Source organism: Rhodospirillales bacterium, assembly GCA_023898785.1.
GTDB lineage: Bacteria > Pseudomonadota > Alphaproteobacteria > Micavibrionales > Micavibrionaceae > TMED27.
Genome location: CP060239.1, coordinates 2141982 through 2167216, shown reverse-complemented (window position 1 = coordinate 2167216; position 25235 = coordinate 2141982). Strand labels below are relative to the sequence as shown.

19 protein-coding genes and 2 pseudogenes are annotated in these 25235 nt (G+C 48.5%); 11 read left to right on the top strand and 10 right to left on the bottom strand.

The genetic code is table 11. The annotated features are described in order from the left end of the window. Positions 1–85: 85 nt before the first annotated feature. The 3 genes from H6859_10770 to H6859_10760 all read right to left on the bottom strand — a co-directional run bounded on the left by H6859_10770 (position 86) and on the right by H6859_10760 (position 3904). Positions 86–733 (bottom strand): hypothetical protein, encoded by a 648-nt coding sequence (locus H6859_10770; protein USO05586.1) that lies wholly within the window; start codon positions 731–733, stop codon positions 86–88. Continuing rightward, entirely contained in the window at positions 726–2705 is a 1980-nt protein-coding gene (locus H6859_10765) for an O-antigen ligase family protein (GenBank protein ID USO05585.1), read from the bottom strand. Before H6859_10765 ends, H6859_10770 begins: the two co-directional genes overlap by 8 nt. A gap of 125 nt (positions 2706–2830) precedes the next feature. Continuing rightward, positions 2831–3904, bottom strand: a complete 1074-nt coding sequence (locus H6859_10760; protein USO05584.1) for an Mrp/NBP35 family ATP-binding protein — start codon at positions 3902–3904, stop codon at positions 2831–2833. Between the two features lie 106 nt (positions 3905–4010). Between H6859_10760 and hflK the strand changes: the two genes are divergently transcribed. The 6 genes from hflK to H6859_10730 all read left to right on the top strand — a co-directional run bounded on the left by hflK (position 4011) and on the right by H6859_10730 (position 9925). Continuing rightward, positions 4011–5159, top strand: a complete 1149-nt coding sequence (hflK, locus tag H6859_10755) for an FtsH protease activity modulator HflK (GenBank protein ID USO05583.1) — start codon at positions 4011–4013, stop codon at positions 5157–5159. Positions 5160–5171: 12 nt separating this feature from the next. Beyond that, positions 5172–6119, top strand: coding sequence for a protease modulator HflC (gene hflC, locus H6859_10750; GenBank protein USO05582.1), 948 nt, complete (start codon positions 5172–5174; stop codon positions 6117–6119). 31 nt (positions 6120–6150) lie between these two features. Further along, positions 6151–7623 (top strand): DegQ family serine endoprotease, encoded by a 1473-nt coding sequence (locus tag H6859_10745; protein USO05581.1) that lies wholly within the window; start codon positions 6151–6153, stop codon positions 7621–7623. Positions 7624–7635: 12 nt separating this feature from the next. After that, a complete protein-coding gene (gene miaA, locus H6859_10740; protein ID USO05580.1) occupies positions 7636–8511 on the top strand; it encodes a tRNA (adenosine(37)-N6)-dimethylallyltransferase MiaA in 876 nt (291 codons plus the stop codon). Positions 8512–8663: 152 nt separating this feature from the next. Beyond that, on the top strand, positions 8664–9218 hold the full coding sequence (locus H6859_10735; GenBank protein ID USO05579.1) for a nucleosidase: 555 nt from the start codon (positions 8664–8666) through the stop codon (positions 9216–9218). Further along, positions 9215–9925 carry a hypothetical protein gene (locus H6859_10730; protein USO05578.1) on the top strand — a complete coding sequence of 237 codons (711 nt, stop codon included), beginning with the start codon at positions 9215–9217 and terminating at the stop codon, positions 9923–9925. Before H6859_10735 ends, H6859_10730 begins: the two co-directional genes overlap by 4 nt. A gap of 41 nt (positions 9926–9966) precedes the next feature. Here the strand turns inward: H6859_10730 and H6859_10725 are convergent, their stop codons facing one another. Then, positions 9967–11412 (bottom strand): TrkH family potassium uptake protein, encoded by a 1446-nt coding sequence (locus H6859_10725; GenBank protein ID USO05577.1) that lies wholly within the window; start codon positions 11410–11412, stop codon positions 9967–9969. Between the two features lie 652 nt (positions 11413–12064). Between H6859_10725 and H6859_10720 the strand changes: the two genes are divergently transcribed. Continuing rightward, positions 12065–13390, top strand: a complete 1326-nt coding sequence (locus tag H6859_10720) for a hypothetical protein (GenBank protein USO05576.1) — start codon at positions 12065–12067, stop codon at positions 13388–13390. Between the two features lie 20 nt (positions 13391–13410). Further along, a pseudogene (locus H6859_10715) lies at positions 13411–14516 on the top strand (IS3 family transposase). A 412-nt stretch (positions 14517–14928) separates the two neighbouring features. On the opposite strand, the gene H6859_10710 reads toward H6859_10715, so the two are convergent. The 5 genes from H6859_10710 to H6859_10690 all read right to left on the bottom strand — a co-directional run bounded on the left by H6859_10710 (position 14929) and on the right by H6859_10690 (position 19940). Continuing rightward, positions 14929–15711, bottom strand: a complete 783-nt coding sequence (locus tag H6859_10710) for a CpsD/CapB family tyrosine-protein kinase (protein ID USO05575.1) — start codon at positions 15709–15711, stop codon at positions 14929–14931. Positions 15712–15761: 50 nt separating this feature from the next. Beyond that, a complete protein-coding gene (locus tag H6859_10705) occupies positions 15762–17477 on the bottom strand; it encodes a hypothetical protein (protein ID USO05574.1) in 1716 nt (571 codons plus the stop codon). A gap of 43 nt (positions 17478–17520) precedes the next feature. Next, positions 17521–18702 (bottom strand): hypothetical protein, encoded by a 1182-nt coding sequence (locus H6859_10700; protein ID USO05573.1) that lies wholly within the window; start codon positions 18700–18702, stop codon positions 17521–17523. 4 nt (positions 18703–18706) lie between these two features. Continuing rightward, on the bottom strand, positions 18707–19288 hold the full coding sequence (locus tag H6859_10695) for a polysaccharide biosynthesis/export family protein (GenBank protein ID USO05572.1): 582 nt from the start codon (positions 19286–19288) through the stop codon (positions 18707–18709). A 148-nt stretch (positions 19289–19436) separates the two neighbouring features. After that, the gene (locus H6859_10690) at positions 19437–19940 is read right to left on the bottom strand and encodes a PEP-CTERM sorting domain-containing protein (protein USO05571.1); all 504 of its coding nucleotides are present in this window, start codon (positions 19938–19940) and stop codon (positions 19437–19439) included. A gap of 332 nt (positions 19941–20272) precedes the next feature. Between H6859_10690 and H6859_10685 the strand changes: the two genes are divergently transcribed. The 3 genes from H6859_10685 (at position 20273) to H6859_10675 (ending at position 23904) form a co-directional block, all read left to right on the top strand. Continuing rightward, positions 20273–22606, top strand: coding sequence for a tetratricopeptide repeat protein (locus H6859_10685; GenBank protein ID USO05570.1), 2334 nt, complete (start codon positions 20273–20275; stop codon positions 22604–22606). 172 nt (positions 22607–22778) lie between these two features. Next, on the top strand, positions 22779–23114 hold the full coding sequence (locus tag H6859_10680) for a hypothetical protein (protein ID USO05569.1): 336 nt from the start codon (positions 22779–22781) through the stop codon (positions 23112–23114). 22 nt (positions 23115–23136) lie between these two features. Next, on the top strand, positions 23137–23904 hold the full coding sequence (locus tag H6859_10675; protein ID USO05568.1) for a hypothetical protein: 768 nt from the start codon (positions 23137–23139) through the stop codon (positions 23902–23904). A gap of 211 nt (positions 23905–24115) precedes the next feature. Here H6859_10675 and H6859_10670 read toward each other — a convergent pair. After that, a pseudogene (locus H6859_10670) lies at positions 24116–25221 on the bottom strand (IS3 family transposase). Positions 25222–25235: the final 14 nt, after the last annotated feature.

The following is a 25235-nucleotide window of genomic DNA, read 5'->3' as shown; positions in this document are numbered from 1 at the left end:
CTTGAATCGCATGAAACACCCATAAAAGACCAGCCCGTAGATACAAATAACCCACTCTTGCCTGTGGACAAAATCGGGATAGCTTTTAAGCGCGCTGTAACGGCGGTGAGCGATGAAGCATCTCAGGAAAACCTTCAGAATGGATAAGCTCATTCAAAAGCAGCGGCAACATCCAGAAAAGCAACCCCAGCACCAATGGCCAAAGCAACCTGTGGAAAGCCTCCTTCTCTTTCCCCGAATTCTGCCGCTGCACAGACACATGCAACTTGTAAAGCGCGGCAATCCAGACGGCGCCTGTAACAAAAACAGATTCACGCACAGGAATATTAACAGCTGTAAATAAACCAATAATAACCGCTGTCGCGAGCATAAAACCAAAGACCTTCAGATTAATAACAAACCACGCCAGGGGCACTTTAACAAACAGGCGCGAAAGCCCCATGCCCCGAAGGCGACCCAAGATAAAACTCCCTATAGCCAAAGCTGCTAACACAAAAACTTCTGGCCAAAGTACGCCATGCCCATCAATTAACGCATAAATTTGAGAAAAAAGCGCAGCTGTAAAAAGCGCAGCCATGGCCGCCCCCATCACCGCCCGCCCCAATGAAACACTCTGAACGGCCGAATTGCGCAAACGCTCCAATAACCAGACATGCGGCGCAAAAAACACCGCGGCCCCCATGAGCACACACAAAATACTTAAAAGCGCTGGACTGGCAAATTCCTCACTCATATTCCCGCTCCATACCAGGTAACTTTTCTTCAGGGAAATACCGCACAAATTCCAAAGCCGCTTTGTCTGCAATCTCATCACGCCCCAACTGCCGCGCCAACCCGTACGTCTTTTCTAAAAACAGGCGTGGGCGCTGATTTTTATACCACCAGTTAAGCCCCGGCTCCAAAATATCCAAAGCCTCTTCCATGCGCCCAACACGTAAAGACAAATCCGCCAGCTTCATCCGTGACCCCAAATGCAGCGGATCAATCGCCAGCGCTTTTCGCAACTCCTCCGCCACGTCATAACGTTCACCCTCCCCCTTCTCAGGCAAAAACGGCTGGATATAGGCCGCCATTTCCGCCCGTGCAAAATAAATTTGCGCCAAACGCGGGTTTGCAAGCTCCGCCCGGTCAAGCAATGAACAAAGCTGGCCTTCCAGTGTTTGTAAAGCATCTCTCGGCATTAACGGCGCATTCAACTGAACAATCCCCAGCGGTAAATGCGTCGCAGCTACAAGCGCTCGTGCATTCTGATTATATGACAGCCGCCCGGCCCGATTAATCTTATTCGCATAAGATTCGCCTGCCCCTACCATCAAATCATTTTGTGCCCGATTGACCAAAATTTCACTCACCTGAAATTGGCTAAAAATGGATAAAATTCCAACAACAGGAACAGCCAAACCCCAACGAACGCAAGGATTACAATATGGTTCTTCAGTCTCTTGTATCGATGCATACAAAACAGCCCTCACCTGTAAAAACCAAAAACCGAGCAACACCCCCGCAACCATCAAAATCGATAAAACTTGGAAATGAAATGTGATATGCGCATGAATAATCAAAGCCATCAAAGCGCAAAACGGCGCAAGAATACAAACCAGACGCGCATCATCCAAAGGCAGCTTTTTCAAAGCGCGTACACTCATCCAAACCGCTGCCAGAATAAAACCGTAAAATAAAAGCGGAGCCATAACACCCATCTCAACAGCAAACTGTAACGGATCGCTATGTACCATTAACCCCGCGGTCGAAGGGTCTCCAGCGCTGCGCACTTCCGGATAATACAGAAAAAACGTGCCAACCCCCGTCCCGCTCCAAATATGCGCACGAAAAACTTCCAGCGCCGCCGCCCAAATCGCCGGACGGCTCCATAAAACCGATTGCGCACCGCTCAATGTCGTCTCAATAAAACTCGCCGGCGATTTCACCCCCAAAGGCGTAAGCACGCTCATCGCAACAAACATCAAAACACTTAAAACCACTAAAGCGCCCAAACACCTTTTATGCTGATCAAGATACCCACGCAGACCCCACAAAAACAGAGCCACAGCCGGAATCATTGCCGCAAACGCCCCGCGGCTCCCCGTTGTAAGCAACGCCGCAAACAACAAAACCGCAAACGCCAACCCAATATTCGCCTGCCCGCGCCCCGGCGCCGCCAACATCCACCCGACAGCCGCAAAAAACCCAAGAGACAAAAGCCCTGCCAGTGAATTAGGATTGGCCAGCGGCCAGTTCACGGTGCCATGAAAAAGCATCTCCGGCATAAAAAAATATTGCGTCAGGCACGAAAGTGCCAGTGCGCCAAACACCACCGCCGCTCCATAACCCAAAGGCTTCAACAACGCGCATGAACCGCCACAAGCCACCACAAACGCAGACAAAGGAAACACGCTAAAAAAACAAAAATAAATAAAACTGACAAAAGGAATGTCCGAAAAAGCCGCGCTCAACGCCGCCAGCGCCCAAAACCCCAGTGCCAACCACACAATCGGCGCACTAATTACGGCTCTGAGTGCTGATAACGGCGCAGCAGCTAATACGCAAATCACGCAAGCCCCCATGCATAAAAAAGCCAGCAGAAAACTCTCTGCCTCATAAGCCTCCAACAGCATCAGCGCAAACCCAAAGCCGACAAGCCAAAGCGCCGCAGCAACAGCATAAAATGATGGATGAGGATCGTAATATTCAGATATTTTCAACATGGTATTATTGCAAGCGTAAGCGAAGCAATCCATAGCAGCAAGAAAAGATTTACGAGATTCTTCTCTCGTACATGATACCATCATACCTCTTCGGCTTGGATAGAATAGCCCCATCCATTCTTAAGTCAGCCGCTCTGGATTGCCACAAACATCTTCACAATGTCATCACCCAAATCAAAAATCTCTCCCGCATCGGCTTTGCTTCGAATATTGGCGCTTAAGGGAATTTCACCCAGGAAGGCCACGCCGAGTTTTTCCGCTTCTTCCCGCGCCCCTCCATGACCGAAAATATATTCCTCATGCCCGCAATTCGAGCAAATATGCGTACTCATATTCTCGATAATGCCCAAGATCGGCACACCGACCATCTGAAACATTTCATGCGCCTTACGCGCATCAACCAGCGCTAAATCCTGCGGCGTTGACACAATAATTGCACCATCAACTGCTACCTTTTGCGCCAATGTAAGCTGCGCATCGCCCGTCCCCGGTGGCATATCAACAATCAGCACATCCAGCGGCGCATCATCAGATGCCCACGCCACATCGCGAAACAATTGATACAGGGCGCTTTGCACCATCGGCCCGCGCCACACCAACGCCTTTTTGTCTTCCACCATAAACCCAATCGACATAACTTTAAGCCCATCAACCATTGCCGGAATAAGCTGCTTATTCTCATCAAGCTCAGGCTTATACCCCTCCACTCCCATCAGCTTCGGCTGCGAAGGACCATAAATATCCGCATCCAGCAAACCAACCTTAAGCCCTTGTGCTACCAGCGCCCGCGCCAGCCCGGCCGCCACGGTTGACTTTCCGACCCCGCCCTTACCAGAGGCCACCGCAATAATCTTCTTAATCGGCAATTTTAATGGCGGATTTTTTGCCATCCTGTGCGGATCCATAGCAAAATCATTCGCTGCAAATTTTTCTCCAGGCACTTTTTCCGCCGCCCTCTCTGCTGTAAGCACGGCTGTGACTTTCCGCACACCTTCAAGCGCCGAAACAACCTGCTCCGCCTGCTGACGTAACGGCTCAAGCGCACTTCCACGCTGTGGATCGACCTCCATCATAAACAATACCTGCCCGTCCTCACCAAGCTGAACGTCAGGCACCATCCCCGCACTGACAATATCAATACCACGCTCCGGATCCTCAACGCTCTTGAGCGCCGCCAGAATATCTTTTCGATCAAGCATATTTTTTAAACCTTCAAACCCTTGCTTTCAGCCTCAAATAGAATATTGTAAGTAGCCATATACTTTTGAATGGATTGAGATCAACTAAAATCGGGAAAAAGACCTTATGGGCAAGGACGACAAAGACAAAAAAAACCCTTGGGGCTCCAAACGCCCTGGTAATGACGACCGTGGGCCTTGGGGCGTAGGTAAATCAGGAGGTCGCAGCGGATCTGGCAGTGGCGGCGAGACTCCAGATATTGATGAAATCCTGCGCAAAGCCCAAGAAAATTTCCGCGCCGTTATGCCCGGCGGTTTTTCTGGCGCGCCCATTATAGGCATTGCCATCATCGGTGTACTCGTCCTGTGGATAGCCAGCGGATTCTATGTTGTTAACCCCGGTGAAAACGCAGTCATTCAACGCTTTGGCGCATGGTCCCGCACACAGGCCGAACCTGGTCTGGGCTATCACCTGCCCTCCCCGATCGAAACCGCCAGTATTTTAAATGTCGAAGAAATTCGTAAAATGAACATCGGCTTCATGGAAGCTATTTCCCGCAACGGCGCTTCCAACCTCCGCGATCTACCGGAGGAAAGCCTGATGCTGACCTCGGACCGCAATATTGTGGATCTGGATATGGTCATTCAATGGAACATAAAGTCCGCCGAAGATTTCCTCTTTGAAATCCGCGATCAGGAACTAATCATTAAATCAATCGCCGAAAGCGCCATTCGCGAAGTTGTCGGCCAGACAGATATGGACCCTATCATCACAACCGGTAAAGAAAATGTAGTAACGGCAACCAAGAAAATCATTCAAGAAAATTTGGACCGGTATAAATCCGGGGTCAATGTAACGGATGTTTTGTTCAAAAGCGCGCCACAAGTTCATCCAGACGTTCAAGCAGCCTTTCAGGACGTTCAAGCAGCCAAACAAGATGCAAAAGATGTGCAAAACCGTGCTGGAGCCTACCGCGAAGACATCCTGCCCAAAGCTCGCGGTCAAGCCATCAAGATGCTGCAAGAAGCGCAAGCTTATAAAAAATCCACGGTTGCACGCTCAACAGGGGACGCAGATCGCTTTAACGCAGTCTATCAAGCCTACCTGACAGGTAAAGATGTCACCAAAGAACGCATTTACATCGAAACCATGGAAAATGTTCTGGGCAACGCACAGAAAATTATTCTCGATAGCAAAGCTGGACAGGGGGCTGTACCCTACCTGCCGCTTAATCAGTTAAACACCGTCAAACCCGCCGCCGGATCTGAAAATTAAAAGGATAAAATCATGAACAAACCACTCTTGATCATATTAGCCTTGATCGCCATCGGCCTCATCGGCGCGTCACAAGTGTTTTTTATTGTTGACCAGCGTGAGCAAGCCATTGTCCTTCAGCTTGGTCAACCGGTCGGTGACGTCAACGGCCCCGGCCTGCACGTGAAAATTCCAGTCATTCAAACGGTGCAGTATTTTGATCGCCGTATCCTGTCCGTTGATCCAGATCCGGAACAAGTCAACGTTTCCAGCGTGGATACACCGAAATCTTCCAAAAACAAAGAGACACAAAAGGAAAATGATAGCGATAATCTATCACCTGTCGATGTGACCGGAGAACCAATTATTCTTGATACATTTGCACGTTACAAAATCACAGATCCCTTGCAATTCATGAAAACCCTACGCACAATTAGTGCGGCAAATTCTCGTATTGAAAATATCCTCAATGACGCAACAAACGCCGTGGTAGGAAAGATAAGTTTGCGGCGCCTCCTTTCGCCAGATAGAACCATGATCATGCAAGACATCATGAAACGTGTAAGCACCAGCGTCAAAAAAAGCAATTTTGGCATTGAGATTGTCGATGTCCGAATCGTTCGTGCGGACCTGACTCCCGATCTACGCACCTCGACCGTCCGGAGAATGATCTCCGAACTCAAAAAACAGGCCACGGAAACCCGTGCAAAAGGTGAAGAACGCGCCCTTGAAATCCGTTCAACGGCGGAAAAAGAACGTACCGTTCTCATTGCCGAAGCCCAGCGTGATGCCTCTATCCTCAAAGGGGAGGGCGATGAAGAAGCTATCAAGATTTACGCCAACGCCTTTAATAAGGACAAAGAATTTTATTCGTTCATCCGCTCGATGGAAGCCTATAAAAATACGTTAGCCGACCCGGCGACGCAGCTTATCCTCTCACCAGACAGTGAGTTCTTTAAGCATTTTGACGACAAACGTTAAACAACATCTCCGAAGGAATGAGGATCATACTATGACGTTGCAGAAAGCACCAAAATTTATACTTCCCCTCATACTCTGTGCATGCCTCATGCTATCCGTGTCGATAAAGGCCAATGCACGCACGCTAGGGCAGAACGGCCCGGACAGCTTCGCCGACATCGTCGATGATCTTCTCCCTGCCGTCGTCAATATCTCCTCAACCCAAAAAATCGATGTGTCTGAGGATGTACCAGACCTACCTCAATTTCCTGAAGGCTCTCCTTTTCAGGACTTTTTTGAAGAATTTATGGAACGCCGCCACGGCATGCCCTCCATACCGCAAGCATCCCTCGGTTCCGGCTTCGTCATTGATGCGCAAAACGGCTATATCATCACAAATAACCACGTCGTCAAAGACGCCGAAGAAATCCGTGTAACTTTTCAAGACGATGAAACGCTGCCCGCAGAACTCATCGGCACCGATGAAAAAACAGATCTGGCAGTTCTCAAAATCGATACCAAGAAAAAACTGACAGCCGTAAAGTTTGGCAACAGTGATGTCCTGCGCGTCGGCGACTGGATTGTAGCCATCGGCAACCCGTTCGGACTTGGTGGCACTGTGACCGCCGGAATTATTTCCGCCCGCCAGCGCGACATCAACGCCGGCCCTTATGATGATTTCCTCCAGACCGATGCCTCCATCAACCGTGGCAACTCAGGCGGCCCGATGTTCGACCTCAAAGGTGAAGTCATCGGCATTAACACAGCTATTTTCTCTCCATCAGGCGGCAGCGTCGGCATCGGCTTTGCAATTCCTTCCGCGCTCGCCAAACCTGTTATCAATCAAATCATCCAATATGGCCGTACGCGACGCGGCTGGCTCGGTGTACGCATCCAGCAAGTCACCGATGAAATCGCTGAAAGTCTTGGCGTAGAAAAAGCCACGGGCGCGCTTATCGCCTCCATTACACCCGGCGGCCCGGCAGAAAAAGCGGGCCTGGAAGCTGGTGACATCATCCTTGAATTTAACAACCAAAAAGTCCACGAAATGCGAGAGCTTCCCCGCTTGGTCGCCGAGGCAAAAATCGATGCTCCCGCAACAATCACCTACTGGCGTGACAACAAAAAAACCACCACCGAAGTAAAGGTCGGCGAACTCGAAAAAGCTGAAGAAGACGGTCTCATTGCCTCTGGAGAAGAAGAAACATCGAAAGGCACCAAAGTAGACAGCGTCGGCTTATCCCTGAAAAAAATTACTGACACGATGCGCCGCGATTACGCTATCCCGCCATCCGTTGATGGCGTCGCCATCGTCAGCGTTGATCCAAAATCAGAAGCCGCGCAAAAAGGCTTGTTTGAAGGCGATATAATTGTCGAGATCAACCAGACACCGGTTTCAGATCCCGAAAAGGCCAAAGAGATCATCGAAAAAGCCGATGAAAATGGCCGCTCATCAATATTGTTGCTCATCAACCGCGAAGACGAAGTCCGCTTCTTGGCCTTAAAGCTGAAAAAAGATAAGTAGACACTCAAAACCTTGGGTAAGAAAAGCAAAGCCATCCTTCACATCGTCGCCGGACCGACCGCCAGCGGTAAATCCGCCAAGGCCATGGAACTGGCCTGCGCAATGAACGGCGTCATCATCAATTGCGATTCCCAGCAAATTTATGACGGCCTCCCCATTCTCTCCGCCCAGCCCAGCGATGAAGACAAGGCCGCGGTCCCTCACAAACTCTATGCCTTCCTGCATCCCAATGATGTCTGCAGCGCCGGAAATTACCGCGAACTGGCCCAGCCCATCATCGAAGAAACATTGGCCGCCGGACAAACGCCCATCGTCTGCGGCGGCACGGGACTATATATCAAAGCACTGACCGAAGGCCTCTCCCCCATGCCTGACATCCCAGAAGACGTGCGCGAACGCGTCGTCACCAAATACGAAAACATCGGTGCCGAAAAATTCTACGCCGAACTTGAAGCCCGCGATCCTGAAATGGCTGCACGCTTTCATGTCAATCACAAGGCCCGGATCATCCGCGCAATGGAAGTATTGGAAGCCACCGGAAAATCCCTTGCCATTTGGCAAAAAGAAGATCGCCTCAGCCCTCCCGATCATTGGCATTTCGAAATCCATAAAATCCTGCCCGAACGCACGGCGCTCTATAAACGCTGCAACGAACGCTTTATCTGGATGGCTGAAAACGGCGCACTCGAAGAGGTCGAAGAATTCGACGCCCGCCTTCAATCCGGCGAAGTCAAAGACGGTGTACCTCTGTGCAAAGCGCTGGGTTTTAAAGAACTTCGCGCTTATCTAAACGGCGAGATAAACAAAGACGAAGCCATCGAAAAGGCCCAAGGCATCACCCGGCGTTACGCCAAACGCCAGATAACATGGTTTAGAAATCAGCTTTAGCCAATGTAATCTCGCTTAATTAGAACCTTTTCAAGGTTATTCCCTCATCCTCGATACATCAAATATCACTGCTCGAAAATTTCAGTGGCAACGTTATCAATAAGCTTTTGTCTCTTTAATATCCGCTCACTTCGTGCTAATCATCAAACATCATGAAGCCCTTACTTGTTTTTGCAATGAAAGAAGAAAGTCAGGATGTCTTTGTGGACTACGATGTCCTGCATTGCCAAATTGGCAAAATAAACGCCTCTCACAATCTGATGCGCCAGATCGCGCAAAATCGCCCGGAATTGGTGGTCAATCTTGGCACCGCAGGCAGCCGCAAGCATGCAGGCGGTACAATCGTCAACCCCACCCAATTTATACAGCGTGATATGGATGTCACAGCCCTTGGCATTGAACTCTACCAAACGCCGTTTTCCGACGATCCCATAATCATCGAACATGGTCTGCGTTTTGAACACCTGCCTGGCGGCATATGCGGCACAGGGGATAATTTTGATGCCAGCCAGGCCGCTGCAACTTTTGATGTCGTGGATATGGAAGCATATGCCTTAGCCTTAATTTGCAAACGTGAAAATATTCCCTTTGCCTGCTTGAAATATGTTTCAGATGGTGCCAATGATGACGCCCATATGGATTGGCATGAGGCACTGCACATTACAGCCGAGAAATTGCACAAAGCTTTAAAAGGAGCAAATTTGTGAGCATTAAATCCTGGAATATTCTTTTGGTTTTAGCCCTGTTAATCGTGCTCAGCGGCGGCGGATATATCCTGTATCAAAATAACCAGCAAAAACAGGCTGAAATTGCTAAAGCCCAAGCTGAAGAACAAGCACGCATTGCCGAAGAAACGCAGCGCAAAAAGCAAGAACAAACAGCCCTGATGCAAAGCTTTGAAGACTTCCTCAACAATTTCCTGCAAGACATTAACACACAAGTCCACGAATATAAGCAAGCCCGCACAGTCATGGACGAATTGCTAAAACCAGGCAATCAAAGCACTCCTGAATATATCATAGAAAATGCCCGCCTGGCGGAAGGAACCGTAATGTCTTTGCAGCTACAAATGGAAGACATTCTCAAACAGTTTGAAAAAGCAAACGCCAACCTCAAGCCGCTCATTGAAAAACTGACCCCAGACTCCCAGGACCATGTGCGCCAAACCTGGAACAAAATTCGCAATGAAAATGCTGAAAAATTCATGACTTTTTTCGAATTAGACCAGGAAGTTCTATCCGCACAACTCAAGCTGATTGAGTTTTACAAAAGCCACGCACAAATTCTTCATACCGATATAGAAAATAAACGCATTACGTTCGATGATATTACCCTTCAAGAACAGGAAGCCATGCTCCGTGGCAAAATAATGGCAGCAAAAGCAACGCAAAAGAATCTTTTCAAAAAGATCTAAGCACCCTTTTCAAAAACGTGATTACCAGCAGTATTTTTATGCTAAGCGCGCCAATAAGACGGTGAAAACAACACAAGAATAGTCAAAATCTCAAGCCGACCGGCAATCATGCCCGCACATAATATCCATTTCGCCGTATCAGACAAACCCGCATAATTGCCTGTTGGACCGACCTGCCCACCAATTCCAGGCCCAACATTAGCCAAAGCTGCCGCCGCCGCACTCATCGATGTTTCAAAATCAAGCCCCGTTAACGCCAAAGCAACAGTCATTAAAACATTTGCCCCCACATACAAACTTAAAAAACCGAGCACCGTCAAAACAGTATAACTATCCAACCGGCGCCCCTGATAATTCAAAACAAACACGCCGTTAGGGTAAAGCAAGGTCCTGAACTGACGCACCACCACCTTGGCTGAAATAACTATGCGCATGACCTTCATACCACCAGCCGTAGATCCCGCACATCCACCCACATACATCATCAACAAGAATGCCAGCGTTGTAAAACCGCCCCAAAGCGTATAATCAGCAATCGTATATCCGGTTGTGCTCATAATTGAAGAAACACTGAAAACAATCATGCGGAAACTGACCTCTAACGTATAAGGCGTAACAGCCCACAACCAAAGAGTAAGAGAAAAAACCGCCAAACATAGGCACAACATCAACGCACGCACCTGCTCATCACGAAAAAACAAAACACGGCGTTGGTAAATAAGACGCAAATACAACACGAAAGGAAACGCTGCAAGTACCATAAAAAATACAGCCGCATATTGCAGTGCCGAACTTTTAAAATAACCAAAAGAGGCATCGTGTGTTGAAAACCCGCCCGTTGAAAGTGTTGTCATTGCATGGTTAAAAGCATCAAAACCACTCATCCCTAACAAATAATATACTCCGGCGCAAACCAACGTCATAGCAATGTAAACTTTAAGTAACCCCCCAAGAAACTGCGCACTACGTGACACCACCTTATCGGAATGCCCTGAGGACTCACTACGAAACAATTGCATGCCGCCAACTTTAAGATAAGGGAGCAATACAACGGCAAAAGCAATAACACCCAGCCCTCCGGCCCATTGCATCATCGAACGCCATAACAAAACACCACGCGAAGTCTCCTCCAGATTAATCAAAACCGTAGCGCCGGTAGTCGTCACCCCGGAAACAGCCTCAAACAGAGCCTCAACAAAACTTAAACCCAAATCCGACATATAAAGCGGCATCGCACAAAACACGGATACGACCAACCAACCGCTTAAGGCCATCAAAAACATCTGATGAGCATTCACCTGCCGATCACGAACACGGTATGAAAGAATAAGACTTCCACCAAAAAACAAACACAATATGCCATTAAGAAAAAAATCCCTGGCGTTCTCGTGCCCCAAACACCAATCAACAATAGCCGGAACCATTTCGGCCAAGCCGACAACAGCAACGAGAACACCCAGCATATACCAAACAATCTGCAGCTTCATATCCCATCCATACACGATTAATGTCTGCAAAAAAACAACCTTCTAAAAACGCAGAACACACCGTTCTATAAACCATTAAAATGCTATGAAATTCAAAGCAAGTACAAGCAAGTTGATTTTGGGAAAACACGCCGATTACAAATAAATTCATGGCTTTCTCAAATATATTAACCACCTATAAGAACAACAAAAAATCAGCGCACATATTGCCTTGCACAATAAAAAGTCGTGGGAAAACCAACAAAATACTAGAATATTCCAATAAACAAATATAAAAAGTAAGATAATTACAAAATATGGAGTGCAGGGAACAAAAATTGCGTAACACGAATCCGATTATCTACAACGTAAACCCCAGAAAAATAGGCCCTATTAGAGAATGGTCCGGAGCTAACCGCGCTGATGGCCTATCCCCACTCATTAAAAGGGCCAAAGAACTTGGTTACAACGCGATCTGGTTCAACCCTCTCTAACCGCACCCACAAGAATCTCATTCAGGGATGACTTCCAGCAAACACATAGTCGAAGTCTTTATGCAATCAGAAATCATTTTCGTTTTAGTGCCGAGCTAAGTGCCCACCCTAATCCGACAGCCCCATCATACATTCGCTCGTTTCTGGACCGCATCCACATTAAGCATTTTAATCAGAAAATGGCAGAACAAGGCATGCGCTCTATTTCAGACAAGGTTTTTAACCATGTCGCCCGCGACAACCCCATCGTCGTAGAAGAAGACCATGAAATACAAAGTATTTTATCTTACTGCGTGCAACAGAAAGACCTGCACATAGTGAACTACCTTGTCATTGATGAAAACGGCCAAGAACAGGAGCAGGAAGACTTTCCAATTGAAGATTACAAAACAAAAAAAATCATCGGTCTGTCATTCGGCAAAAAAGGTGAGGAACTGAAACGCTTCCGATTTAAATTCTGCCGCAACCACAATTTTGAAGCTTTAAATTACCACGGCATGCCTGAATATGACACGGTACAAATAAACTACGCCTCACCAGCCTCTTATGATTTTTTTGTAAAAGGCTATACAAATGATACAACGGGCGAAACCAAACCCGGATACTGGAAACAGGTTATTGATAACGATATTGATCTGGGCTTTACAGGACTGCGTTTTGATATTGCCTACAAAATTCCGACACCATGGCTGTCCGAACTCATCCAGTATGCCCACGACCGACAGCCTGAAATCATGACCATCGCAGAAACACTGGCCGGCGTAGACGATATTGGAGCCAAGGAGCTTATACCGAAACTCGCCGAAGCCAAAATCCTTGTTGATGGGGTAGAAAGACCGGCCATCGATCACGCCATGCTATCTACATACTGGGCTGGCCCCCTTGATGGATGGCTTATCGATGAAAGTAGATTAATGGCGGGAATTTCTCGCTACGGTGGCGCAGGCTCACCGGATAACCACGACACACAAGGCACAGTGGCCCAGAACATTGCCAAAATGCTGGAACATTATGCCCCGGAAGATAAAGAGCGGGCTATCGCTGACATCTGTGTTCGTGACTACGCCTTGGCCGCTTTGGTAGGAAACGCCCACTATGCACAAATGGGTTATGAAGTCTGCGCCGATCAAGCGGGCGTCTTTGAAGAAGACACAAACCCGAAGCAATGGCGAATGCTGTTGGCAGAACGCGAGGCCTCTGACCACCCGCTCAACATCTCCGAACGTCTCTGGGAAATCAACAAATTCAAAGCATCCCTGAACGCCGACAACGCCATTTTTCAACTCGAATCTACCGCCCCACTCAGCGAAGGCAGTAACTTGGTAAAGATGGTTATCTCATTAACAGACCAGGAAACAAAACAGCATATGGGAACCCTCGATTTGTTTATAAACAACAAACCGGAATGCGGTCCCGTAGAACTCCCTAACGAAAATACAGCTTTTATCCTGACGAACAGAGGTGGCCCCAAGAATTCGGACAGTGAGTTAAGCTACGATCTATGACCGAAGGAGGGTCATGGATTATGAGTAAGACAAGGAAGAACTACCCGGCGAAGTTTAAAGCGCAGGTTGCGCTGGCGGCGTTGCGGGAGGACGCGCCGATCACGGAGCTGTCATCCCGTTACGGGGTGCATGCGACGGTCATTCACCGTTGGAAGAAGGAGGCTCTGGCTGCGCTGGAGGCGGGTTTTGCGGGCAAGCTGGAATCGCGAGCGGACGCGCATAACGCCGAGGTCAGGGACTTGCACGCCAAGATCGGACAGCTGACAGTGGAACGTGATTTTTTAGCCGATGCCTCCGCCCGGTTGCGGTCCGGGGGCGGCAGGAAATGGTAGACCCGTCCAATGACAATATCGGCATCGCGGCGCAGTGCCGGTTGCTGGGGATCAGCCGCTCTGGCTGGTATTACGAGCGGCGCGGGGAGAGCGCGGACAATTTGGCGCTGATGCGGCTGATTGACGCGCAATTCCTGCAAACCCCGTTTTACGGGTCCCGTCAGATGGCCCGGCATCTGCGCCGTCAGGGGTACGAGGTAGGCCGCACCCGCGTGCGGCGTCTGATGCGCCTGATGGGAATCGAGGCGGTCTATCAAAGGCCGCGCACTTCGATGCCGCATCCCGGCCACCGGATTTATCCCTACCGGCTCAAGGGGCTCACGATCACCCGCCCGAACCATGTATGGTGCGCGGATATCACGTACATCCCTGTCAAACGCGGGTTTTTGTATCTGGTAGCGATCATGGACTGGGCCAGCCGGAAGGTGCTGGCCTGGCGGCTGTCGAACACGATGGAAACGCGCTTTTGCGTGGAGGCGCTGGAGGAAGCCATCGCCCGCTACGGGCCGCCGGAGATCTTCAATACCGATCAGGGCAGCCAGTTCACGGCGGACGCGTGGACGGGCGTCCTGAAAGAAAACGGGATCGCGATCTCGATGGACGGCAAGGGCCGCTGGATGGACAATGTGTTCATCGAGCGGCTGTGGCGGAGTCTGAAATATGAATGCGTGTATCTGAACGCGTTCGAGAGCGGCCTGCAAGCCAGGCGGGATATCGGGCGCTGGCTGGCGTTTTACAACGCGCAGAGGCCGCATTCGGTATTTGATGGACAAACCCCGGACGACGTTTATGATGAACGAAATTTTGTTTCTCCGGCCTCGGGCTTGCCGCCTCCGCCTAACGGCTCCGGCGGCCGCGCCCTTCACCCGGAGAAACAAAACCACAGGCAGGCGGCATGACAATAACCAACCGATCGTAGCTTAACTTCGCCGCAAAGCTGGCCGAAGAACCGAGACCACCTCTAACGAAACCAATAGCGTTTTAAAAACGAACTTTAAACGCCGCACCGCACCGGATGAAAAAATTTTTATCAGGAGCTGGAAAGCTATATATAATCCAGATCCAGATTATATACCAAAACCTCATCCGGATAAGATACGGTACGTAGCAGAACAAGAACAGACACCGCCAATGGAAGCTGTTTTTCAGGTTGCCTAATGAATACACGCCACCACTACAGATCGCGACTGACCAGATAAATGAAGCCTACACAGCGTTCAGCACAACCCCAATAACTCTGGCGGATTTTAGAATATCAAGACTGCGTTTAATTTCATCAACGGTGGTCACGCCTTCACGTATAACCAAAAGAAACGCATCGACGTGAGGCAAAAAAACCAGCGGATCGTCCTGTTCGAGCAAAGGAGGCATATCGTAGATAATCAAACGGTCATCATAACGTTCCTTAAGTTCTTCAGCCAGTTTCTGCATTTGCGGTGAGCCAAGCGTTTCTGACGACCGATCGACAGGCCGCCCGGCTGGAAACACATTAATACGCTCAAACGGCATACGGATCAGGCAATCTTTGACGTCGGCTTTTCCAGCAAGATAGTCTGTCAACCCGGCCTTAGGAGAAAGTTCCAGATACTCCGCCAAAGACGGCTTGCGCAGATCAAGATCGACCAGCAAAACCGTCTGCTTTAAATCCTGAGCGATACTCACGGCAAGGTTAGCCGCAATAGTTGTCTTCCCGTCACCATAGCGCGGAGAACTGATGGCAACGGTTTTAAAGCCATGCTCATTCATGCTCTGAAGAATTTGTGTTCGCAAAAAACGAAAAGTATCGGCATCCTTACTACGAGTCCTATGAGAAACGATGCGATGGTGGTCCAACACGGTTTCAAATGCAGACAGCCCCGCTTTCTCATTTTTAAGCGAAGCAGTATCAAGCCGAAGAAGCGCCAGCACTTTTTTGACGGCAGGGTTGAGGCTTTCTTCTATTTTTTCAATTTTTTCTTGCGTTTTTTTGAGGGCAGGAAACATGGACATTCTCACATTCGTAAATCAGTGGGTTATAATTACACTCCGGATTTTCCGTTCTATAACGGTTTGAAAGATATTAAAATCAAAGGAACCGCCGCCACAAAAGGGGCCACAACAAGGAGCTTAATGATAAGACGCCGGGCTTTTATTTTTTCCTCCAGGGAAAAAAGGTGCGGAACGGTAATAAGAGGTGAACTACCGATCAGAGATTCCAGATGGTGCGGCCCGATCACAGTTTGAGATAGAATTTGAAGACCGATGATACTGCCCAACCCCGCCATAAGGGCAAAAACAAACCCGCCTGCCAAAATCAGCTTTTTGGAAGGACTGGTCCCAAGAGGCAACTCCGGAGGATCAATAACGGCAAGACGCCGACCTACATGCCCCTCTTCAATGGTCTTACTCATATCTGCCGCCAGCTTTCTGGCTTTAAGATCGCGGTACAAAAACATCATGTTGTCATAGTCTCTAGCCAGAGCCGCCATCTTTTGTTCTGCAACGGGGTTATCGGCAACAGCCTTTCGAAATTCTTCCTGTTGGCTTTTAACCGCATCACGCTGCGCTTCCAGGGCTTCTCTTTGTTTTTCCGCGGCGTTAATCTGCACGACAATCTGCAAATAAGCAGGGTTATCAGCATCATCCTTAACCAGACTGGCGGCATCATTTTGAACATTTTCAAGTTGATCTTCGAGATTTTGAAGCTGGTTTTGCAGAGAAATATAATCAGGATGTGCACTGCCATATGTTTTTTCCGCACTAGAAAGTTTTGCCTTCATATCGGTAATTTTAGCCTTGAGCCGGGCGCTTAGATTCACCGGCGATATTTCGTTTTTGAGGGCATTAATCTGCCGCGAAACCTTCAAGACATCTGGATGCGCGGGACCATATTTTGCACTCAACGTTGCATATTGCGATTTCAAAGCCCGCAGCTGAATAGCAGGAGTACTTAGAACTTCACCACCTTCATCAACAACGCGCGAATAGGGATCGGTTTGTACAAGCTGGGCACGAAGAGCGCCGATAAGACCGAGATTGGAGATAAGCTCACTTTCAATCGCCAAGAGCCGGGAAGAGGTCGTAATGGAAGCCTGTTGATTAAAGCCAAGAGCATCAGGACGCGTCACACCATGCGCCGCCTGAAATTCTGCAATTTTTTGCTCTTGTTCTTCAAGCGTTGCTGACAATATCTCAATCTGACCTTCAAGAAACTCCGAAGTTTTTTGCGCCGTCTCACGACGATCTTTCAGATCTTCATCAAGAAAACGTGAAACGAGTTCATTGACAGTTTTCTGTGCTAAAAAAGGATCGGAATACTCAAAGCTTAGAGTAAAGGCAATCGCTGAAAGCTGAAAAGCCGAGACTTTCTGAGCCGATGCAGGGTTGGCAAGTACAGTGCTCATAAGATGAATATCAATTTTTCTTTGCATATTTTTAGCAATATAAGCAATAGGCGTATGAGCACGGGCCTTCGGATAAAGATTAAGTTTAGTAACGATGTCCGCCAGAGAACTGGTCGAGAGCACTTTTTGTTTAAGACGGCTGATTTGCAAATCGGCCATTGCCTCTGCCGTCAGGATTCTATTCTGTGGAGATTCAACGGCATCTATAGCAATTTCAGGAGGTACAACTTCAACCGTAGCAAAAGCCCGGTATTTCGACCATTGTGCCACAAAAAGAAACGATACGAAGAGTATCGATCCAAAAATGGTAAAAAACAAAAGCTTCTGGCGTTTCAACACCGATAAATATTCAAGAGGATAAAATGCGCTCATACTAATCCCGCGTCTAAATGTCCCTTGTATTACACAAGAACTGTCATTGTAAATATGGCACCGCGCCTAAACGGTATGTTAAACCGGCTCTAATAATATTCCGCTCGGCCACGCCAAGCCCGTTTGTCAATTCCTCCCGCCGAAATCTTTGTGAAAGCGAAAAATCCCAGCGCTCGCCTGCTTTATAAACAAGACCAACCGATTCTTCATATCCTGTATCAAGATTGCCCATTGAAACCGTAGAACGTTTGGCATCTTGGTATAGAGCCTTCATACTCAGAGCCCATTGAGAATTAATTGTAAACTTGTTTTCTGCCGTAGCGCTGATCAGTTCGGATTCAGTACCATTCGCATAAGATTGCCTTGCTCGCGCTACGGAAAAGGACGTATGGTTTCGCTGCCCTAGATATTCAAGCGTTGCAGAATAAGTTGGATTATATTCCCAATCATTACCCGCCGTCACATAACCATCATACTTCGAAGCAAGAAAACCGGCAAAAAGCTCAAGTGACCATTCCGGTTTAAAACGATATTGCCAGCCAAGAGACGGTCCCAGACTATCAACATCCTGATCGCCATCGAGAGAACTATAGTGCTGAGTTCGAAACAAGAGAAATGCTTTTTGTAGCGGAGTAAGACTATAAACAACCGACGGGGAGAGCGACACCGTCCGGTAATCGGTTAAAGAAACACTGTTATCGTAATGATTTTCCTGCCATGACCCGTCCAGCACCAATTGCGCACGCGGCGAAAGATTATAGGCTACACGCGGAGCGGCCTGCCAACTCAAGCGTCTTCCCACGCGTGTATTACGACCAAATGTTGTAATTTCGCCGGTCCGTGTCGTATCATAATCAAAACGACCGTTGATCGACCACTCCCAAAGCGCGGTATTTTTCTTCAGATCCGTCCTAAAGAAAAAATCATTGGAGTTAAAAGATGAGTTGTTAAAATAATTATGTTCAGCAGCCAACGTGGCATTCAAAGTTGCATCTGGGGTCATACGCCCGAAATCGACAAAAGCTCTGGTTTCAGACCCCCAAATATCGGTTTTCCCTGTTGTAAGCATAAGCGGATTGGAATCCCACAAGGGCGTTTCACTGATGCCGATCTTGACATTATCTTTCGCAAAAGCGGGAGTAAGGCCATAGGGCAAAACAAACCCGCCCATTAAAAAACTGGCCAAAGCGCACCGGATCATAGGAACTGCCGAAAAAATTTGCATGTGATCAAAAAAGGCCCGAAGCAGGAACAACAACAACATCACCAGGAAGAAGAGAAATATCCTTTTCAAGATCCCGGCCTTTGGTAATCGCGTTATAAGGAATAGATATTTTCTCCTTTTCACCATCAGCATTTTCGCGAATGACAATAATATCATCCTCGTCCGCATACGGCGTTAAACCGCCAACCTGACTGATTGCCTGCATCACACTCATACGAGCAGTCAAAACGACCTCACCGGGTTCTCGAAGTTGCCCGACAAGACTGACCTTATGCCCCGTCGGAGCCTGAACACTGACGGTCACAGCCGCATCAGGAATAAAGGGGTTCAGTTTATCACGAATGGCAGCTTGCAGTTTGGCCGGACTCATGTCACGAGCCTTCAAGGTTCCGATCAAGGGAAAGGTGATGGTTCCATCAGGCAGGACAAGAACATCCTGATCCATGCCGTCTTCTTTCCAGACATTGATATGAAGAACATCCCCTGGAAGAATAACAAAGTCATCGCCCAGAGCAATAACAGGATGAGGAGATAAAAATGTCAGGAAAAGTGATCCCAGACAGACAATTTTGATCATAATATTCATACGTTACTCACTGGTTTGAAAACAGGATAACAACCAAGTGCCATGTAAGCGATTATTCGCATAAATAGCAATCAAATATAGCGATTAGCCTCAATACAAAAAAGACGCCACAGAGGCGTCTTTTTTCTAAAAACCAAAAATTTCCGGATCAGGCAACAACAAGACTATCTACTTGCGCTTTCTTCTTTCTCCGGGCACCAAAGACCAGACCGCCAAGCCCCATCACAAACAACGGCAAAGCTGCCGGAACGGGAACCGCAGAAACACTATACTCAATATTGAGCTGCTTGCCTGCACCAAAAAAGAATCCAGCGAATACACTCTGAAAGTCTGCAATTTCAGAGGAAAGGTTTTTGATAATACCCGTCGCTTCCTGGGAAGAAAGAATCTGGGCACTTGTAATAACAAGAGAACCTGCGGAGGAACCCGCAGCCCCGGAAGGAACATTTTCAAATGAATATTCCAAACCGCCATTATACTGGCCGGCGCTCGTCAATGTTTGAAACAGGAAAGGCCCGGTAGAATTGTAAGTAAATTCAACCATACTCAACGGCGGAAGCTTTCCGAAAACATCACCAGCGACCCACAGCCCTGTAACACCGCCACCAGAGAAAGTAAAACTTCCCGCAGTTCCCGGAACCACCGTGCCCAAATCCTCACTATAGGCTGCTGATGCTTTTCCGGCACTAAGGCCAAAACACAAAACAACGACAGCGATCAACAATAGACGACAAGGCTTCATAAACCATCCCTCAACAACTCAAAAAAACACCAAACTAAGAGCTAGCATGCAGTTCACAGTATTACAACAGATTTTTATAATGGAATATACCATGGCATATCAAAACAAATAAAAATTCTGGAAAATCATAGCAGACTGCTATACTAAACCTGTTTTACAAGCCCTGCGCAACTCGGAAAATTTTTATGAAATCTTACAAATACGTCCATACTATCTTATTGCTTGTGTTGGGAACGCTCCTTATGTCCTGCGACAACCTGGAAGAGAAGTACGAAAAGCATCTCGGGCGCGGCGATTCCTATTACGAGAAACAAGATTACATAAAAGCGCGGTTGGAGTACAAGAACGCCGCGAAAATCCTGCCAACGGACCCGCGCGCAATCTACAGCCTTGGACTTGTTGAAGAAGCGGAAGGAAGCCTGCAAAAGGCGCTGGCGGCTTTTTGGGTTACGGAACAGCAAAATCCGGATTTTAAACCGGTATTACTAAAACTAGCAGAGCTTTATCTAACTGCGCAGCAATCGAAAGAAGCCCGTACAAGAATCGACAAACTTCTGAAACTGGAGCCGGATCATGTTGGGGCCCACGCCCTCATGGGATCTATATTTTTAGAAGAAAAGAATTTCCCTCAGGCACACAAAGAGGTTAAATTTGTCCTGCAAAAAGACCCTTCAAATATGGTTGCCTATTCGGTTCTAACGGGCATCTATGTTGCAAAAAAGCGACCTAACAAAGCGCTTGAAATTCTCGAAAAGGCTATTGCCCTGCATCCGAAGGAAAAATCATTCTATCTCCTGAAAGCAATGCTTTACAGTGAACAAAACGACATTGCCGCCGTTGCGCGCACCTATCGTAAAATTTTTATGCTCTACCCTGAGCAAATTCGTTTCCGGTTTGATCTGGCCCGAATTTTTGAAAAAGTAGAACAAACAGATAATGCCGGAAAAGTCTACGAGGAAACCGTTCGGGTTTTTCCCAAAAACCAGGAAGCCAAACAAAAACTGGCCATGTTTCTTGAAAATGAAAAAGGCATGGACGCCGCCGAGCGAAAAATTCACACCTTCATTGAGGCTGAGCCCAATCAGAAGCTGTTTTATCTTTGGCTGGCAGGCCTTTACGTCCGCAATGAGCAGGACGAACGTGCTATCGCCACCCTCAAAAACATCATCAAGGATGCCCCCGATGATTGGATCGGTTTGAACGCCGCTACAACACTTGCGGAAATAGGATTAAGTAAAGGCGATATTGAATTGACAGAAAAGCTGATAGGCACGGTCCTAAACAAAGACGTCAACAATCGTGAAGCGCTTTTATTGCAGGCAAATCTGGCTTTTTTCCAAAAAGACTATCAAAAAGCGGCTGTTGATCTCAGGGTAATCTTACGCGATGAGCCGGGCGCAATAAAAGCATCCAGAACTCTGGCAGAAATTTTTAGTATCCAAAAGCGCAATGACCTGGCGATCGACACACTCCTCCTGGCCGTACAAAAACACCCCGGCGACAAGGGCATACAGGTCAGACTGGCACAGTTTTATGCTCTGACAAACAATCGTGATAAGGCAATGGAGCTTCTTTCCACCGTGACAAACACTGCCCCGGAATATCCCATCGGATGGGAAACACTTGCCCGGCTGGCAATTGAAAACGGACAATGGGCACAAGCACACAACGCCGCGTCTAAACTAAATAAACTGGAAGGTCAACGGAACACAGCCACTTTTCTAAAAGGACAGATCAGTGAAAAAACCGGACAGATCCAGGAAGCCATCGCGCTTTATAAAGATGTGATTAAAGCAGATCCGTCCTCGCCGTTAACTGTCCATGCGCTTTCCGCATTACTAAAAACATCACAAACACCCGAACAACTGAAAGCGTTTAGAGATTTTCTCATCACCATCGAACCCCAAAATTTTACATTACTAACGGTTCTAGGAGCAACCGAGAGCGCGCTTGGAGATTCCGAAGCCGCTAAAACCGCCTTCAAAACTGCCATCAATCAAAATCCACGCAATCAGGAACCCTATATTGCGCTTGCTAAAATTCTCGTACAACAAGGCACACCAGAAGGCGCTATCGATATTTTAAAAAAAGCGCAAACCGATATACCATCCGAAACCGAAGCCTCCATAATGCATGCTGGTCTCTTGATAAAAAATGAACGCATCGACGAAGCAATCGCGCTTTTTGAAGCCATTCTGAAACGCAATGAACGGTTGGACAATGCTGCGAATAACCTTGCCCAGACTATCGCAGACTTCAAATATGACGATGAAACAGCTCTCGAACGCGCACGGTTAGTCGCAGAACGGTTTATCAACTCCGAAAACCCTTATTACCTCGATACATTGGGATGGGTATATTTCCAGCAAGGACATATCCCGCAAGCACAACCGCTCCTCTCAAGGGCTGTCTCTCTTTTGAAGGAGCCAAATCCACAAATTGACTATCATTACGGCGCGCTGCTGTTTAAAACCGGACAGAAAGAAGACGCTCGAACATATCTCAGCCGCGCTGTTTCCGGCCCTCAATATCCCGGATTTGATAAAGCGCAGGCGCTTCTGAAAGAAATAAACTAACCTTATTTACAAGCCCCAAGAGTTAAAAAAGGAAAATATTCCTAAAAAATGCTTGACTAAAGAACAAAAAAAGAACATATTAACAACACATTTTGAGGACAATTGCGTCCACCTCCCTTGTAAGGGCAGGCGGCTTTTTGTCTGTTAACGTCAGATAAAGGAGAATGACAATATGCCTACAATACTGCCCAAAGACGCCGACAATATTCCCTTGCCTGCGTTGCGCCTAAAAGATAACGCCGCGCACGCAATCAATGTAACGGCCAGCTCGGCGAGAAATATAAATGCCTTTGATACGGAAACAAAGATCGTCAGTCTGTACGCAACCGGACCTGTTTATCTGAAGTTCGGCGGCGCATCCGTGACAGCCACAACGAGCGATCATTATTTCCCGGAAGGCGTCTACTACGACATTTCGATCGGCGACGATAAAACCGGACATCTTTCTCACGTCGCCGCCATCCGTGCCAGTTCGGACTGTCAACTTTTCATTTCCGAAAAACATTAATGCCAGAATTAAGGAGAGCGTCATGCCTTCACAACCACCTCTACCAATAGGAAAAATTGGGAAAGCAGGCATTTCCAATAGCGCGTCGTTATCCCCCACCTCCTCCCCTTTTAGCCCCCTCAACCTTTCGCCCGTTCTATGGTTTGACGCTTCTGACGTAAGCACCATCACGCAAAGCGCCGGAGCGGTGAGCCAGTGGGACGATAAAAGCGGTAATAATTATCACGTCACGCAGGGAACGGCGACTAACCAGCCAACAACGGGTACGCGAACACTTAACAGCTTGAATGTTCTTGATTTTGACGGAACTGACCGCCTACTTGCGTCTGTTTCAGATTATCCGGAAACAGCAACGGTTCTTATTGTTGGTGAAGTAGACACACTTGGTACTTCCGGATTTTCACGTTCACTTTTCTCAATAGACGGAGCGGCGGATTATCAGGAAGAGGCTGGAAACTCGACACAATATCTTTTCCAGATTAATTCAACACAACATACAAATATAAAACAAGGGACTACAGACCTTATAGGCAGTCCGCATATATTCCAATACGTCCATGATCTGGATACAAATAGCGCTGCTGTGTACGTTGACGGTGTGGCTGGCGGGAGTGCAAACAACTATAATACTGCTTATTCTGCTACGCAGAGCCTCCAAGTGGGGGCAAACCGCGCACAAAACACACCGCATATTGGCGGAATATCTGAGATAATCATTTACGATAAAGTACTAACCGCGCAAGAAAACACAGATGTTCTAGACTATCTTACAAATAAATGGGGGCTTTAACATGAAAATATTGGAATTTAATACACTGGGCGAGGTGCAAAAAGAGGTGGTCTCGGTTCTTCGGCCAGCTTTGCGGCGAAGTTAAGCTACGATCGGTTGGTTATTGTCATGCCGCCTGCCTGTGGTTTTGTTTCTCCGGGTGAAGGGCGCGGCCGCCGGAGCCGTTAGGCGGAGGCGGCAAGCCCGAGGCCGGAGAAACAAAATTTCGTTCATCATAAACGTCGTCCGGGGTTTGTCCATCAAATACCGAATGCGGCCTCTGCGCGTTGTAAAACGCCAGCCAGCGCCCGATATCCCGCCTGGCTTGCAGGCCGCTCTCGAACGCGTTCAGATACACGCATTCATATTTCAGACTCCGCCACAGCCGCTCGATGAACACATTGTCCATCCAGCGGCCCTTGCCGTCCATCGAGATCGCGATCCCGTTTTCTTTCAGGACGCCCGTCCACGCGTCCGCCGTGAACTGGCTGCCCTGATCGGTATTGAAGATCTCCGGCGGCCCGTAGCGGGCGATGGCTTCCTCCAGCGCCTCCACGCAAAAGCGCGTTTCCATCGTGTTCGACAGCCGCCAGGCCAGCACCTTCCGGCTGGCCCAGTCCATGATCGCTACCAGATACAAAAACCCGCGTTTGACAGGGATGTACGTGATATCCGCGCACCATACATGGTTCGGGCGGGTGATCGTGAGCCCCTTGAGCCGGTAGGGATAAATCCGGTGGCCGGGATGCGGCATCGAAGTGCGCGGCCTTTGATAGACCGCCTCGATTCCCATCAGGCGCATCAGACGCCGCACGCGGGTGCGGCCTACCTCGTACCCCTGACGGCGCAGATGCCGGGCCATCTGACGGGACCCGTAAAACGGGGTTTGCAGGAATTGCGCGTCAATCAGCCGCATCAGCGCCAAATTGTCCGCGCTCTCCCCGCGCCGCTCGTAATACCAGCCAGAGCGGCTGATCCCCAGCAACCGGCACTGCGCCGCGATGCCGATATTGTCATTGGACGGGTCTACCATTTCCTGCCGCCCCCGGACCGCAACCGGGCGGAGGCATCGGCTAAAAAATCACGTTCCACTGTCAGCTGTCCGATCTTGGCGTGCAAGTCCCTGACCTCGGCGTTATGCGCGTCCGCTCGCGATTCCAGCTTGCCCGCAAAACCCGCCTCCAGCGCAGCCAGAGCCTCCTTCTTCCAACGGTGAATGACCGTCGCATGCACCCCGTAACGGGATGACAGCTCCGTGATCGGCGCGTCCTCCCGCAACGCCGCCAGCGCAACCTGCGCTTTAAACTTCGCCGGGTAGTTCTTCCTTGTCTTGCTCATAATCCATGACCCTC

Coding starts and splice junctions, on each gene's coding strand:
- H6859_10685 (USO05570.1), top strand. CDS start 20,273: ATGTCCTGCGACAACCTGGAAGAGAAGTACGAAAAGCATCTCGGGCGC.
- H6859_10725 (USO05577.1), bottom strand. CDS start 11,412: ATGAAGCTGCAGATTGTTTGGTATATGCTGGGTGTTCTCGTTGCTGTT.
- H6859_10765 (USO05585.1), bottom strand. CDS start 2,705: ATGTTGAAAATATCTGAATATTACGATCCTCATCCATCATTTTATGCT.
- H6859_10705 (USO05574.1), bottom strand. CDS start 17,477: ATGAGCGCATTTTATCCTCTTGAATATTTATCGGTGTTGAAACGCCAG.
- H6859_10710 (USO05575.1), bottom strand. CDS start 15,711: ATGTCCATGTTTCCTGCCCTCAAAAAAACGCAAGAAAAAATTGAAAAA.
- H6859_10760 (USO05584.1), bottom strand. CDS start 3,904: ATGCTTGATCGAAAAGATATTCTGGCGGCGCTCAAGAGCGTTGAGGAT.
- H6859_10675 (USO05568.1), top strand. CDS start 23,137: ATGCCTTCACAACCACCTCTACCAATAGGAAAAATTGGGAAAGCAGGC.
- H6859_10680 (USO05569.1), top strand. CDS start 22,779: ATGCCTACAATACTGCCCAAAGACGCCGACAATATTCCCTTGCCTGCG.
- H6859_10770 (USO05586.1), bottom strand. CDS start 733: ATGAGTGAGGAATTTGCCAGTCCAGCGCTTTTAAGTATTTTGTGTGTG.
- H6859_10700 (USO05573.1), bottom strand. CDS start 18,702: ATGCAAATTTTTTCGGCAGTTCCTATGATCCGGTGCGCTTTGGCCAGT.
- H6859_10735 (USO05579.1), top strand. CDS start 8,664: ATGAAGCCCTTACTTGTTTTTGCAATGAAAGAAGAAAGTCAGGATGTC.
- hflK (USO05583.1), top strand. CDS start 4,011: ATGGGCAAGGACGACAAAGACAAAAAAAACCCTTGGGGCTCCAAACGC.
- H6859_10720 (USO05576.1), top strand. CDS start 12,065: ATGGCAGAACAAGGCATGCGCTCTATTTCAGACAAGGTTTTTAACCAT.
- H6859_10695 (USO05572.1), bottom strand. CDS start 19,288: ATGAATATTATGATCAAAATTGTCTGTCTGGGATCACTTTTCCTGACA.
- hflC (USO05582.1), top strand. CDS start 5,172: ATGAACAAACCACTCTTGATCATATTAGCCTTGATCGCCATCGGCCTC.
- H6859_10745 (USO05581.1), top strand. CDS start 6,151: ATGACGTTGCAGAAAGCACCAAAATTTATACTTCCCCTCATACTCTGT.